Source organism: Microbacterium sp. 69-7, from assembly GCF_001897985.1.
GTDB lineage: Bacteria > Actinomycetota > Actinomycetes > Actinomycetales > Microbacteriaceae > Microbacterium > Microbacterium laevaniformans.
The window spans coordinates 1-14,716 of the sequence record NZ_MKRU01000095.1 but is presented as its reverse complement, the minus strand read 5'-3'; the positions used below and the strand labels follow the sequence as shown (position 1 = coordinate 14,716).

Here is a 14,716-nt window from a genome sequence, read left to right as displayed (position 1 = left end):
GCCCTTGCGGGCGCGGGTCGGTGTTCGGGAGCGGATCGCTCAGCGGGACGTGTCGTCCTCGTCGAGCAGTCGGCTCAGATAGTGCGCGACGGCGCGGACCGCCGCGAGGTTGGTGGGGTAGTCCATGCGGGTGGGGCCGAGGAGGCCGACGCGCGCGTGTGCACCCGTCGCGTCGTACTCGCTCGTCAGGACGGAGACCTCCGTGAGCCCGAAGGGCTCGTTCTCCCGGCCGATGCTCACCGCGAGTCCCTGCTCGTCGGCGACCATCTCGCCCATCAGACGCAGCAGGGTGACCTGCTCCTCGATGGCCTCCAGCAGTGGATAGATGCTCCCGCGGAAGTCGCTCTCGCGCCGCGCGAGCGTCGCGCTTCCGGCCATCACGAGCCGGTCCTGGCGGAAGTCCTCTAGCTCCTCGCCGACGATGCGCGCGACGGTGCGCAGCGCGGCGTCGATGCGGGTGCCGTCGGGGGCCGACGCCGAGAGTTCGACGATCGCGGCCGCAGCCTCTGCGACGGGCTTGCCCGTGACCAGCCGCGAGATCGCCGTCTTGAGCTGCTGGGCGGCCTCTTCGGTGAGTTCCTCGGCGAGGAAGGCCACGCGCTGGGAGACCCGGCCGGTGTCGGTGACGACGATGACGACGACGCGTGCTCCGCCCAGGTGCACGAACTCGACGTGCGTGACGTTCGCGCGCGCGAACGACGGATACTGCACGATGGCGACCTGTCCGGTGAGCTGCGTGAGGGCGCGCACGGTGCGCATCAGGAGCTCGTCGAGATCGCCCGGATCGCTGAGGAACGACGAGATCGCCGAGCGCTGCGCCGTGGACAACGGCCGCAGGTCGGCGAGATGGTCGACGAACACGCGGTAGCCCTTGTCGGTGGGTACGCGTCCGGAGGACGTGTGCGGCGCGGCGATGAGCTCCTCGTCCTCCAGGAGCGCCATATCGTTGCGGATGGTCGCCGCGGACACGCCGAACTGGTGACGTTCGACGATCGCCTTGCTGCCGACGGGCTCATGGGTGTCGACGTAGTCCTGCACGATCGCGCGGAGGACCTGCAGGCCGCGTTCCGAGACCATCGCTCCTCCTTGTTGGCACTCAGGGTCGTCGAGTGCCAATATTACCGCGATCGCGCGGTCAGGCGGTGAGGGCGCGCACCACGGCATCCGCCAGCAGGCGGCCGCGGCGGGTGAGGACGACGCGGCCGCGCACGGCGGAGGACCCGTCGATGAGCCCGTCGGCGATGAGTGCCGCGATCGCGTGACGACCCTCTCCGGTCAGCTCGGACACCGCGATGCCCTCCGCGATGCGCGAGCGCAGCAGGACGTCCTCGAGTCGCCGCGCAGCGGCATCCGGGCGCTCGCGAGCAGCCGCAGGAGAGGTGCCGGCGGCGAGGCGCTGTGCGTATGCCGCGGGGTGCTTGACGTTCCACCATCGCAGCCCGTCGACATGACTGTGCGCCCCCGGCCCGTAGCCCCACCAATCCGTGCCGCGCCAGTATGCGAGGTTGTGGCGAGAGCGGTGGGCGGTGTCCGTCGCCCAGTTCGACACCTCGTACCAGCCGAACCCGCTCGATGCGAACGCCTCGTCGGCCAGCTCGTACATGTCGGCCTGGAGGTCGTCGTCCGGCGCGGCGACGTCGGCGCGGCGGATCTGGCGCTCGAGCTTCGTGCCCTCTTCGATGATGAGCGCGTACGCGGAGATGTGGTCGGGTGCGAGCGCCACGGCCGCCTCGACCGAGCGACGCCAGTCGTCCAACGACTCCCCCGGTGCGCCGTAGATCAGATCGACGCTCACGTCGAGGCCGGCCGAGCGTGCCGCGTCGACGGCCGTCTGCACGCCGGCCGGATCGTGGGTGCGCTCGAGGGCGGCGAGCACGTGCGGTACGGCCGACTGCATGCCGATCGACATCCGCGTCACGCCGGCCTCGGCGAGCTCGTGAGCCATCGCGACGGTGACCGTGTCGGGGTTGGCCTCGACGGTGACCTCGGCACCGGCGGCCAGCGCGAAGGCGGAGCGGATGCCGTCGAGCATCCGTGCCAGATCCCCCGCGGGAAGCAGAGTGGGGGTGCCGCCGCCGAAGAAGACGGTGGATGCCGCGCGGAGGGGCCCCCGCGCCGACAGCACGCCCCGTGAGAGAGCGATTTCGCGGAGCACCTCGTCGGCGTACGCATCCTGGCGCGCGCCCCGGAGCTCCGTGGCGGTGTAGGTATTGAAGTCGCAGTAGCCGCAGCGTACCCGGCAGAAGGGCACGTGCAGGTAGACGCCGAAGTCGCGGGCGGGGTCGATCGAGATGTCGGACGGCAGCGCGCCGTCGACCGGCGCGGGGTCACCGAGAGGGAGGGCGGAGCCCATCAGGCCGGCGTCGTGTACAGCGGAGAGATGGCTTGCAGGTACCCGCGGAACAGCTCACGACGGCGTCGCTTCACCAGTGCCGGAACGATGCGGTAGAGCGTGGCGACGGGACGGTCGAAGGCGCGCACCGTGAACCGTACTTCGTCGTTGTCTGCCCACGTCACGATGAACGACTCCTCGCCGCTCACGACGGAGTCGCCGACCGTCCCCAGAGCGAAGCCGACGCGCCGGGGCTCTTCGATCGCGTAGATGACGCGCAGCTCACCGTCCGCGTTCATGCCCTTGACGTGTCCGCGCACCCGCACCGTCGTTCCCGCAGCGACGTACGGGGTCCCGTCGGCGTCGAAGCGCTGGTCGGCTTCCAGACGGCTCGCCACCGTCGGATTGCCGTCGACGTCGTAGCCGACCCCGGTGTACATAGGGCCGGCCGCTGGACGCACGTCCGAGATCGTGAGACCCGCTCCGCGCAGCGCCGTCCACGACAGCAGTGCGTCGGCCGACGACTCGAAGCGAGCCTGTCCGCTGCCCAGCAGCCAGGAGTGCTCCGCTGGGACGCTGTTCTCCGGCGGATAGCTCATCAGGTCGTGCGCCTGCGTGGCGCCGACGGCGGCATAGTCGACCGTGTCGTCCTGAAAGCTCCCGCGACGCATGATGTCAAGCCTAACCGGGGCGTCCGGCTTACTTCTTGTCCTTGCCTTCGACATCGCCGGAGAGCGCAGCGATGAAGGCCTCCTGGGGCACCTCGACACGACCGACCATCTTCATGCGCTTCTTGCCCTCCTTCTGCTTCTCCAGCAGCTTGCGCTTACGGGTGATGTCACCGCCGTAGCACTTGGCGAGCACGTCCTTGCGGATGGCGCGGATGTTCTCGCGCGCGATGATACGCGCGCCGATGGCGGCCTGGATGGGCACCTCGAACTGCTGGCGCGGGATGAGTTTGCGGAGGCGTTCGGTCATGAGGGTGCCGTACGCGTACGCCTTCTCCCGGTGGACGATCGAGCTGAACGCGTCGACCTTCTCACCTTGCAGCAGGATGTCGACCTTCACGAGATCGGCCTCCTGGGATCCGGCAGGCTCGTAGTCGAGGCTCGCGTAGCCCTGGGTCTTCGACTTCAGGTGGTCGAAGAAGTCGAAGACGATCTCGCCGAGCGGCATGTTGTAGCGCAGCTCGACCCGGTCCTCACTGAGGTAGTCCATGCCGAGGAGCGTTCCGCGGCGCTGTTGGCAGAGCTCCATCACCGTGCCGACGTAGTCCTTGGGCAGCAGGATGCCGACCTTGACGACCGGTTCCGAGACACTCGCGACGCGGCCGTCCGGGTACTCGCTCGGGTTGGTGACCGTGACGGATTCGCCGGTGTCGGTCGTGACCTCGTACGTCACCGACGGGGCCGTGGTGATCAGGTCGAGGCCGAACTCGCGCGACAGCCGCTCCGTGATGATCTCGAGGTGCAGCAGGCCCAGGAATCCGCAACGGAACCCGAAGCCCAGCGCGACGGAGGTCTCCGGCTCGTACTGGAGTGACGCGTCCGACAGCTTCAGCTTGTCGAGCGCCTCACGCAGATCGGCGTAGTCGCTGCCGTCGATCGGGTAGATGCCGCTGAAGACCATCGGCTTGGGGTCGGTGTAGCCGGCCAGCGCTTGTCCTGCGGGCTTGCGGTGGTTGGTGATCGTGTCGCCGACCTTCGACTGGCGCACGTCCTTCACGCCGGTGATGAGGTAGCCCACCTCGCCGACGCCGAGGCCCCGGGTGGGAACCGGCTCGGGGCTGGAGACACCGATCTCGAGCAGGTCGTGGGTCGCTCGCGTGGACATCATCTGGATGCGCTCGCGCGGTTCGAGTTTGCCGTCGACCATGCGGACGTATGTCACGACGCCGCGGTACGCGTCGTAGACGGAGTCGAAGATCATGGCGCGCGCCGGGGCGTCGGCGTCGCCGACCGGCGCGGGGATGCGCTCGACGATGCGGTCGAGCAGCTCCTCCACCCCCATGCCCGTCTTGCCCGAGACCCGCAGCACGTCGGCGGGGTCGCCGCCGATGAGGTTCGCAAGCTCTGCGGCGTACTTCTCCGGATCGGCGGCGGGCAGATCGATCTTGTTGAGCACCGGAATGATCTGGAGGTCGTTCTCCAGCGCCAGGTAGAGGTTCGCGAGGGTCTGCGCCTCGATGCCCTGCGCGGCATCCACGAGAAGGATGGCGCCCTCGCAGGCGGCCAGCGAGCGCGAGACCTCGTACGTGAAGTCGACATGGCCGGGCGTGTCGATCATGTTCAGTGCGAAGGTGCCGTCGGTCGTCGCCCACGGCATGCGGACGGCCTGCGACTTGATCGTGATGCCGCGCTCGCGCTCGATGTCCATACGGTCGAGGTACTGCGCACGCATATCGCGGTCCGAGACCACGCCGGTGATCTGCAGCATGCGGTCGGCCAGCGTGGACTTGCCGTGGTCGATGTGGGCGATGATGCAGAAATTGCGGATCAGCTCTGGAGGGGTCGCAGACGGCTCGAGAGGCTTCAGGGCGCGGGGTGACATGTCCCGAGCAGTCTACCGGCGTCTGCGGCGGCGCCCCCGCGCCGCTGCGCGCGGGACTCTAGCGTCCCCGTCGCGCGACGCGCCAGGGCCGCGCAGGATGAGAAAGAGCTAACCGCTCATTCTCTTGCCGCCGCGATCCGCGCCACAGAAGCTCGATCTCACGTTCGATGGGACCGGATGTCGTGCGGCGTTCACTTCGGTGAAACCTTTTCGTCTCACAGCCACCTCATCATCGGCACTCAATCACCGAAGAGGACCGCCGTGTATGCGGCTGTCCGCTGTTGCATGCGAAATCAGGGAGAACACGTGTCAGATCCGACACCGGACGCCATGCGTCCCACCGCCGAGAGGCGGAAGCGACGCTCGTTCGTCGCCGCCATCACCGCCGGAGCCCTCGCCCTCACCGGCGCGGGTCTGGCCGCTCTTCCCGCTCGGGCGGCGGTCTCCGCGGACGCCGCCGTGCTCATCAACGAGGTCTACGGCGGGGGCGGCAACAGCAAGGCCACCTACACGCACGACTTCGTGGAACTCGTGAACGTCTCGTCGGCGCCGGTCAGCCTCGACGGCTGGACGCTGCAGTACGCCGCAGCAGGCGGCGACAACAAGTTCTCGGCGCAGCCCCTCAGCGGCACCATCGCCGCCGGACGCACATTCCTCGTCCAGGAGGCGAAGGGGCAAGGCGGGACGACGCCCCTTCCCACACCGGATGCCGTCGGCTCGCTCGCGCTGAGCGGGACGACCGGCAAGGTCGCCCTCGTCTCCAGCTCGGCCGCCATCACCGGGCCGAACGATGCGGGCGTCGTCGACTACGTGGCCTGGGGAGACTCCGCGACACCCGCGGCCGGCTCCCCCGCTTCCGCGACCGAGAACGCGACCAGCATCTCGCGTAACGCGTCGCACACCAACACTGCCGTCAACAGCGCGGACTTCGCCGTGGGCGCCCCCACTCCGCAGAACTCCGCCTCCGGCGCGGAGCCGACGCCCGGGCCGACCGGTACCGCGTCCCCCACTCCCCAGCCCACGACGACGTCCACCCCGACGCCGCAGCCGACGTCGACGGGAACCCCCGGCACCGAGACGATCACATCGATCGCCGCGATTCAGGGATCCGCCGACAAGACGCCGCTGAACGGTCAGACGGTTACGACGGAAGGCGTCGTCACCGCTCACTACGCGACGGGCGGCTACAACGGCTACGTCATCCAGACGCCCGGAACGGGCGGCACGGTCGATCTGAGCACCCACACGGCATCCGACGCCATCTTCGTCTATGCGAAGACTTCGGCCGTGGCCAGCGAGGTCGCACTCGGCGACACCGTGCGCGTCACCGGCACGGCGGGCGAGTTCAACGGGCTTACCCAGCTCACCGTCGACGCCGGCAAGGCGACGAAGATCGCGGATGCTGCGAAGCCCACCCCCGTCGTGCTCACCACCTGGCCGAGTGCCATCACTCAGCGCGAGAGCCTCGAGTCGATGCTCGTCAGCGTCTCGAGCACCTTCACGGTCACCAACACCAACAACACGAACCGGTACGGCGAGGTCGGCCTTGCGGCAGGCGCGGGCGTTCTTCGTCAGCCCACCGACGTCGCGCGGCCCGGATCCTCCGAGGCCGAAGCCGTCGCGGCCGACAACCTGGCCCGCGGCGTCATCCTCGACGACGGCGGTTCGCTCGACTACGCCGCGCGGGCGAACAAGGGTGCGGGCGCGCTGCTCAACGGCGACCTGACTCCGGCCTATGTCTCGCTCGACAAGCCGGTCGTCGTCGGCGGCACGGCATCGTTGAGCGGCACGTTCGTGCTCGACTACCGCAACAACGCATGGAAGCTGAACCCGGTGTCCTTCCTCGCCGGCGATGGCAAGACGCAGGGGCAGGCGAGCTTCACCAACCCGCGCACCGCGGCTCCCGCCTCGGTCGGCGGTGACCTCAGCGTGGGTTCGTTCAACGTGCTCAACTACTTCACGACGCTCGGCTCGTCCGATGCGTCCTGCCAGCCGTACACCGACCGCGCCGGCGTCGGCACGAACGTGCGCGGCGGCTGCGACCTGCGCGGTGCGTGGGGTGCGGCGGACCTCGCCCGTCAGCAGTCGAAGATCGTCTCGGCCATCAACACGCTGGATGCCTCGGTGGTCGGTCTCATGGAGATCGAGAACTCGGCCAAGTCCACGCCGTCGACGCCGGACAAGGCCGTCTCGACCCTCGTCGCGGCGCTCAACGCCGCTGCGGGAAGCGAGAAGTGGGCCTACGTCCCGGCATCCGCTCAGCTGCCCGATGCGTCGCAGCAGGACGTCATCCGCAACGCGATCATCTATCAGCCGGCACGGGTCGCCCCGGTCGGCGATGCGCTCGCGCTGGGGACGCAGTCCGGCTCAGGGCAGGCCTTCGACAACGCACGCGAGCCGATCGCGCAGAAGTTCGCGCCCGCGGGTGGCGGCGAGCCGTTCCTGTTCGTCGTGAACCACTTCAAGTCGAAGGGTTCCAGCGGCGCCAGCGGATCGCAGGCCGACCAGAAGGACGGCCAGGGTGCCTGGAACCCGGCGCGCGTCGCTCAGGCGACCGCTCTGCGGGACTGGGTCTCTTCGATCACCACGACCGGCGAGGCCGCCGTCCTCGTCGGCGACTTCAACTCCTACACCCAGGAGGACCCGCTGAAGGTCCTCTACGACGCGGGCTACACGGATGCCGAGTCGGCGCTGAAGGTGGGGCGTTCCACCTACTCGTTCGACGGTCTCTCGGGTTCGCTCGACCACGTGCTGCTGAACGCGGCGGCCGGCAAGCGCGTCACCGGAGGGGATGTCTGGAACATCAACTCGGGCGAGTCGGTGGCGCTGGAGTACAGCCGCTACAACAACCACGGCACGCTGTTCTGGCAGGACGGTCCGTATCGCTCGAGCGATCACGATCCGCTGAAGGTCGGTCTGTCCGCGCGCAAGAGCGCACCGACGATGATCGACATCCTGACGATCAACGACTTCCACGGTCGCATCGAAGCCGGTAGCCAGGGCGAGGCGGGAGCCGCCGTTCTCGCCGGGGCCGTCGCCGCCAAGAAGGCGAAGAACCCGAACACGATCCTGGTTTCGGCCGGCGACAACATCGGGGCGTCGACCTTCACCTCGCTGATCCAGCAGGACAGCCCGACCATCGATGCTCTCAAGGCGTCCGGCCTGGAGGTGTCGGCTGTCGGCAACCACGAGTTCGACCGTGGCTTCGACGACCTCAAGGGCCGCGTTCTGCCGCGCTTCGGCGGTAACACCGACGTCAAGAACGTGACGCCGGAGCAGATCGCGGCGGGCTCGCCCTACGCGCTCGGCGCCAACGTGTACCAGAAGGGCACGAAGACGCCGGCGCTCCCGGAGTACGCCGTGAAGACGATCGACGGCGTGCGCGTCGCGTTCATCGGCACCGTCACGACCGACACGGCACGCATGGTCGATCCGCAGGGAATCAAGGACATCGACTTCGGCGACCAGCTCGAGGCGGCCAACCGCGTCGCCGACAAGATCTCCAACGGTGATCTGGCCGATGTCACGGTGCTGCTGACGCACTCCGGGTCGTCGGTGTCGAACCAGTGCGATGCGGTCGCCACCGACCCGTCGGACTTCGGCACCCTCATCCGCGGGGCATCCAGCCACATCGACGCCATTGTCTCCGCGCACACGCACCAGACATACGCGTGCAACGTGCAGGTGGGCTCCAGCGGGAAGCTGCGACCGGTCATCCAGGCGGCGGAGTACGGCAAGGCGCTCGGCCAGCTGTCGCTGCAGTACGACACCGACGCTCACGAGCTGGTGTCGGCGACCGGATCGACGCAGGCGCTCGCCAAGGCCTACCCGGCCGATGCGGCGGTCGCCTCGATGGTCGCCGGCTTCACCGCGCAGGCCATCACGATCGGTTCCAAGCCGGTCGGTGCCATCACGGCTGACATCCTGCGCGGCGGGAAGGGCGGCTCGGACCGCGGAGTCGAGTCGACGATGGGCAACACCGTCGCCGACATCTACCTCTGGGCCACGAGCACCAACCCGGCCTACGCGGGCACGAAGGCGCAGATCGCGCTGATGAACCCGGGTGGACTGCGTGCCGACCTCTTGCGGACCGGAGACGGCACGGTGACCTTCAAGGAACTCGCCGCCGTGCAGCCGTTCGCGAACACGCTCGTCACGGTGACCCTCACCGGTGCCCAGCTGAAGGACATCCTGACGCGCCAGTGGCAGTCGACCGGCGACCGTCCCAAGCTGCACCTGGGCGTCTCGAAGGGCTTCACCTACGAGTACACCGAGGATGCACCGCTCGCCGGCCAGACGGCGTCGCGGTCGGGACACATCGTGTCGATGTCGCTGGATGGGAAGAAGATCAGCGACGCCGACACCTTCACGGTGGTGACGAACTCGTTCCTCGCCAACGGCGGGGACGGCTTCACGCCGTTCGCGCAGGGAACCGCCCGCACCGACACCGGTCAGGTCGACCTCGACGCGACGCTCGCCTACGCAGCGGCGGTCAAGCCGATGGCGCCCTCGCCGGTCGGACGCGCTGTGCTGGTCACCACCACCGCACCGACGCCGGACCCGACCTCGAGCGCGTCCCCGACCGGTTCGCCCTCCCCGACGGGCGCCCCGACCGGTGCGCCGTCTCCGTCGCCGTCGACGACGCTGCCGAGCACCGGCGGTGCGGCGGCGGGTGTGTCGAGCGCGGGGCTGTCGGCCGATGGGCGCATCGAGCGCGGCGCGTCGTTCACGGTGACCCTCACCGGGCTGGGCGCGCGCGAACAGGTGGTCGCCACGCTGAACAGCGATCCGATCGTCATCACCGGCATCCCGGCCGCTGATGCCGCGGGCCGCGTGACGTTCACCGTGACCGTGCCGTCGACGCTCCCGCTGGGTACTCACCACCTCATCGTGTTGGGTGCCGACGGACGGGTCGTGCTGAACCTTCCGCTGCAGGTGGTCGGCGAAGGCACACTCGCCACCACGGGCGCCGAGCTCCCCTGGGGTCTCGCGCTCGGCGGAGCGTTCCTGCTCGCGGCCGGCCTGCTGCTCGCGATGACACGTCGTCGTCGGAGCCTCATGGGCTGATCGCTCGCACCCGAGGCCCCGGCCCCGCTTCGGCGGGTGTCCGGGGCCTCGTGCGTGCCTGCGCGCACGTCGGGTCCGGCGCCGCACCGACTGCTTAGGCTGAAGACCATGGCGACGACGGTGGTGATGGTGCACGGCATCCGTACCTCGGCGACGATGTGGCGCGCGCAGGTCGAGCATCTGCACGGCCGCGGCATCGACGCGGTCGCGCTCGATCTCCCGGGCCACGGTGCGCGGATGGGCGAGCCCTTCACGCTCGACGGCGCATTCGCGACGATCGACGGCGCGGTGCGCGATGCCGCCACACGCGGTCGTGTGCTGCTCGTCGGCCACTCCATGGGCGGTCTCGTGTCCATCGAGTACGTCGGCGCGGCGGAGCGCCCGCCGGTCGACGCGTTCATCGCGGCATCCTGCACCGCGATCCCGCGCGGCGTGGCGCTGCAGACCTATCGCACGCTCGCTCGCGGCTTCGATCGGCTTCCCCGCCGCGGCGCACCGATCGCCGAGTGGGTGCTCGATCGCACGCTGCCCGTCGAGACGAGGGCCGACTTCGGCGCCGGTGGGTATGCGTATGACGCGCAGGACACCGCGCTGCGCAGCCTGTCGGTGCTCGACCTGCTCGCCGCGCTGCGTCGCATCGCGGTGCCGACGTGGTTCGTGAACGGGCAGTTCGATCAGTTGCGCATCAACGAGAGGCTGTTCACGTCTCTGGTGCCCGCCGCGGAGCTCATCGTGGTGCCACGTACCTCGCACCTGGTCACCGCGATGCGTCCGCGGGTCTTCAACGCCGTTGTGGATCTGGCGCTGGCGACGATGGATGCCGGGACTCAGCCCGCACCATCAGGGTCATGAGTCCGCCGAGCACCGACAGCACGGCGCCGCCGAGGAACAGCAGCCAGAACCCCCCGACGGCGGCGACGAGGCCGGCGCCGACGAGCGGTCCCAGCAGCTGCCCCAGGCTCGCCGCAACGGTGACGAAGCCCAGGTCGCGCGCGCTGTCCTCGGCAAACGGCAGGAGGTCGGTGCCGAGTGCGAGCCCGACGGCCATGTATGCGCCGTACCCGACGCCCAGCAGTGCGGCCGCCACGAGGGCGATGTCGAAGGACGGGAACACCGCGAGCAGCAGAGCGGCAGCGCCCTGCACGAAGGCCGCGGCGACCGTCATGCCGCGTCGGCGTCCGGTGCGGTCCGAGATCGCCCCGGCGACGACGGAGGCCACGACGACGAAGACGGTGTAGACGACGATGAGCAGCAGCAGTTCGTCCTGCGCGTCGGCCGGGTCGCGGTGCAGCCCGTAGAGAAGGAAGAACAGCAGCAGGCCGGTACCGAGCGCGTTGCCGATGTTGACGACGAGACGCCCCCACAGCATCCACGCGAAATCGCGGTCCCGGAATGCGGCGAAGCGCTCCGCGGCGGAGAGACGGGTGCGTGCGGTGGCGGAAGCGGCGGGTGCGGGCGGGTCGGGCAGCAGCAGGGCGCCGAGGCCGCCCGCGATCAGCAGGACGCCGCCGAGGACGAGATACCCCGCGATCACGCCCAGGCCGAGAAGGACGATGACCCCCACGCCGACGACGACTCCGAGGGCCTGCGAGGACGAGATCGAGGCGGAAGCGGTGCCGCGCTGCTCGGTGAGCTGGTCGGCGATCATCGCGGTGAACGCTGCGGATGCGACGGCGAGACCGACGGAGACGCCGATCCACGAGATCGCCACCGTCCACGGGCCCGTGGCGAACGCGAGGCCGATCAGCGAGAAGACGCCCAGTACCACTCCCCCGAGCGCCCACGGACGACGCCTGCCGAAGGCGCCGCGGGTGCGATCGCTCATGCCGCCGGCGAGTGGGCCGGCGATGACACCCGCGAGGCCGCCGGCTGCCAGAACCGTCCCCGAGGACACCACTCCCGAGATCCACCGGTCGGCGTCGCCGGGGGTGTTCAGCTGCAGCGGGATGAGCAGCTGCAGCGGGGTCAGCTGGGCTGTCCAGATCGCCAGCCACGCGAGGGTGAACAGTGTGAACCATGCGGCACCGGCGCGTCGGGGCGCGTTCCGGGTGCTCGGGTCTGGCGAGGCGGCAGTCACGGCGACTCCTTCGTCGGCGGGCCTCGTCGATGAGGCCGAACGAGCCGATCATGCCGCACGCCCGGCGCCGGAGCCCGCATTGCGGGGGCGGCGCGCGGCGACCTGATAGACTCGGTGATTGGCTTGCGTGTGGGTCCCACCCCGCACGCCGCCGGAGGCGTCCCTCTACCGCTACCCCGGCACATCCATCGAAAACCGAACGAAAGAGCCGTCGAACGTGGCGAACATCAAGTCGCAGATCAAGCGCAACAAGACCAACGAGAAGGCGCGCGAGCGCAACAAGGCCGTCAAGAGCGAGCTGAAGACCGAGGTGCGTCGCACCCGCGAGGCGATCGCCGCCGGCGACAAGGCCGCTGCCGAGAAGGCGCTCGCGAAGGCGTCCAAGAAGCTCGACAAGGCCGTGAGCAAGGGCGTCATCCACGAGAACCAGGCCGCGAACCGCAAGTCGTCGATCGCGAAGCAGGTCGCCGCTCTCTGAGCCGCGTCCACATCATCGAAGGCCCGTCCCCGCATCCGCGGCGGCGGGCCTTCGTCGTCGGTGGGCACGGTGCACGCGCGTGAGCGAGCGCGTGTTCGTCGGTCCTGTCTGGTCGTTCATTCGTGACGGATGCGACCAGACGGGACGGATGAGCGCGGGGTCGGATGCGCCGCAGAGTGACGGATGCGGCATCCCCCGCGCTCAGGCGCCGTAGGGGGCGCGGGTGGCGATGATCGTGATGAGGCGCTCCACGGCGAAGACGGGATCGCGTGAGGCGCCTTTGACCTCGGCATCCGCCCGCGCCGCCGCCTGGATGGCGAGGCCGAGGCTCGCCTCGTTCCACCCCGTGAGGTCACGACGGGCGCGATCGACCTGCCAGTCCTTCATGCCGAGTCGAGCCGCGAGTGACGCGGACGACTCTCGGATGCCGGCGACGCGCGCCATCGTTCGCAGCTTCGAGGCGATCGCGGCAACGAGCGGCACCGGATCGGCGCCGCTGGCGAGGGCGTGGCGAAGAGCCACGAGAGCATCGCCGTAGCGGCCGGCGATGGCGGTGTCGGCGACCGTGAACGCCGAGGTCTCCACGCGGCCGCCGTAATACCGCTCGACGATCTGCTCGGTGATGTCGCCGGGCACGTCGGAGATGAGCTGCTGGCAGGCCGCGGCGAGCTCGGTGAGGTCGTCGGAGAATGCGCCCACGAGCGCGCGGAGAGCAACCGGCGCGATCTTCTTGCGCGCCGTCTGGAACTCCCCGGCTGCGAAGTCGAAGCGGTCGGAGTCGCGCTTGACGGCCGGGCATGCGATCTCGATGCCGCCACCGGTACCGGATCGGATCGCATCGAGCAGCTTCTTGCCGCGCACGCTGGAGCCGGTGTGGCGGAGTACGACCGTGGCGCCGTCCTGGGGGGCCTCGATGTAGGCGAGGGCCTCGGTCAGGAAAGCGTCGGAGCACTTCTCGACGCCTCCGACGCGCACGAGCCGCGGCTCGCCGAACAGCGACGGCGACGTGAGGGTCAGCAGGCTTCCGGAGGTGTAGTCGTCGGCCCGCAGGTCGGAGACCTCAAGGCTCGCATCCTCCGCGCGGAGGAACTCGCGGATGCCGGCGGTCGCCCGCTCCGCGCAGACGTCCTCCGGTCCCGACACCAGAACAACGGGGGCCGGCTGCGGCGACCGCCAGGAGATCTGCGGGATCGCCGACGCGGTGCGCGCGCCTCCACGAGAGGCGGGACGACGCGGCGCGGTAGGCATGAACACCAGCCTACCGACGGCTCGCGACACCGAGGCAGCGCCCGGCGGCAGCTCACGGAGATCCCTTCTCGTGCCACAGCCGCACACTCGACGCTTCCGTCCACAGCATGAGGAGACCTTCCACGTCGGTGCGGGCCAGCCGCGCACCCAAGGACTCGAGCATCGCGAGGGTCTCGCTTCGCGGATGCCCGTAGGTGTTCGCTCCGACCGAGATCAACGCCACCGCGGCACGGAGCCGTCCGTACAGCCGCGGTTCCTGGTCGGCGCTGCCGTGGTGCGAGACCTTCACGATCGTGTAGGCGGCGCGCAGGGATGCCGTCGCCATCAGGCGCCGCTGACCCTCGGCAGAGAGGTCACCCAGCATCAGCATCGGAGGCACGGTCGGGCCGGCGATGTCGATCACGACGCTGCCGTCGTTTCCTGCAGCGGTGCGCGGCGGCGGCCACAGCACGCGCCAGCGGGCATCGCCGAGGGTGCCGGTCATCCCCGCATCGGCACGGACGAGGCGGGCTCCCGCTTCGCTCAACCGGGCCAGTGTGCGTTCGTCGTCGGGCGCTCCTGTCGGCCCGTGCAGAACGGTGTCGACCCGGCCGGCGACCGCGCGCGCTCCTCCGTCGTGGTCGTGGTCGAAATGGGTGAGGACCAGAAGGTCCACCCGGTCCACGCCGAGCGTCTCCAGGCAGCTCGTGAGCGCCTGCGGATCGGGGCCGGTATCCACCAGCGCGACGCGACCGGCGGCGCGGATCGCGATCGCGTCGCCCTGGCCGACGTCGCACACCGCGATCGACCAGGCGACGGGAAGGCGGGCGCGAAGTCCGACCTGCGCGGCGGGGCCGGTTGCGGCCACGACGACCGCGGTGACAGCCAGGACCACGACCGCGGCGACCCGAGCCGGTGGGGGTGTGCGCAGCAGCAGGACGACCACGGCCGCGCTGGCAAGGCTCAGGGCGGCGAGACCCCCGAC

10 protein-coding genes are annotated in these 14,716 nt (G+C 69.7%); 3 read left to right on the top strand and 7 right to left on the bottom strand.

Going from position 1 to position 14,716, the window contains the following annotated elements; translation table 11 throughout:
- Positions 1–39 precede the first annotated feature (39 nt).
- The 4 genes from hrcA to lepA are packed head-to-tail and all read right to left on the bottom strand — an operon-like array spanning position 40 to position 4,882.
- Positions 40–1,077: a heat-inducible transcriptional repressor HrcA gene (gene hrcA, locus BGN98_RS11550; RefSeq protein WP_036285002.1), complete on the bottom strand. Its 1,038-nt coding sequence runs from the start codon at positions 1,075–1,077 to the stop codon at positions 40–42.
- A 58-nt stretch (positions 1,078–1,135) separates the two neighbouring features.
- Positions 1,136–2,353 (bottom strand): radical SAM family heme chaperone HemW, encoded by a 1,218-nt coding sequence (gene hemW / locus BGN98_RS11545; RefSeq protein ID WP_288121479.1) that lies wholly within the window; start codon positions 2,351–2,353, stop codon positions 1,136–1,138.
- Positions 2,353–3,003 carry a DUF1990 domain-containing protein gene (locus BGN98_RS11540; protein ID WP_288121478.1) on the bottom strand — a complete coding sequence of 217 codons (651 nt, stop codon included), beginning with the start codon at positions 3,001–3,003 and terminating at the stop codon, positions 2,353–2,355. The genes hemW and BGN98_RS11540 overlap by 1 nt, the downstream gene beginning before the upstream one ends.
- Before the next feature lie 28 nt (positions 3,004–3,031).
- On the bottom strand, positions 3,032–4,882 hold the full coding sequence (lepA, locus tag BGN98_RS11535) for a translation elongation factor 4 (protein ID WP_005049411.1): 1,851 nt from the start codon (positions 4,880–4,882) through the stop codon (positions 3,032–3,034).
- Positions 4,883–5,188: 306 nt separating this feature from the next.
- Here lepA and BGN98_RS11530 point away from each other — a divergent pair, with 306 nt between their 5' ends.
- On the top strand, positions 5,189–9,949 hold the full coding sequence (locus BGN98_RS11530; RefSeq protein WP_288121477.1) for an ExeM/NucH family extracellular endonuclease: 4,761 nt from the start codon (positions 5,189–5,191) through the stop codon (positions 9,947–9,949).
- A gap of 108 nt (positions 9,950–10,057) precedes the next feature.
- Positions 10,058–10,801, top strand: coding sequence for an alpha/beta fold hydrolase (locus BGN98_RS11525; RefSeq protein ID WP_005049408.1), 744 nt, complete (start codon positions 10,058–10,060; stop codon positions 10,799–10,801).
- On the opposite strand, the gene BGN98_RS11520 is transcribed toward BGN98_RS11525, so the two are convergent.
- The gene (locus BGN98_RS11520; RefSeq protein ID WP_036284991.1) at positions 10,731–12,026 is read right to left on the bottom strand and encodes an MFS transporter; all 1,296 of its coding nucleotides are present in this window, start codon (positions 12,024–12,026) and stop codon (positions 10,731–10,733) included. The genes BGN98_RS11525 and BGN98_RS11520 overlap by 71 nt on opposite strands.
- Positions 12,027–12,243: 217 nt before the next feature.
- On the opposite strand from BGN98_RS11520, the gene rpsT reads away from it, so the two are divergent.
- A complete protein-coding gene (gene rpsT, locus BGN98_RS11515) occupies positions 12,244–12,504 on the top strand; it encodes a 30S ribosomal protein S20 (protein WP_036285140.1) in 261 nt (86 codons plus the stop codon).
- A gap of 201 nt (positions 12,505–12,705) precedes the next feature.
- Here the strand turns inward: rpsT and holA are convergent, their stop codons facing one another.
- Both holA and BGN98_RS11505 read right to left on the bottom strand, forming a co-directional pair.
- Positions 12,706–13,752 (bottom strand): DNA polymerase III subunit delta, encoded by a 1,047-nt coding sequence (gene holA, locus BGN98_RS11510; RefSeq protein WP_061683203.1) that lies wholly within the window; start codon positions 13,750–13,752, stop codon positions 12,706–12,708.
- 52 nt (positions 13,753–13,804) lie between these two features.
- A partial coding sequence (locus BGN98_RS11505; protein ID WP_288121476.1) for a ComEC/Rec2 family competence protein occupies positions 13,805–14,716 on the bottom strand: 912 nt, incomplete at its 5' end.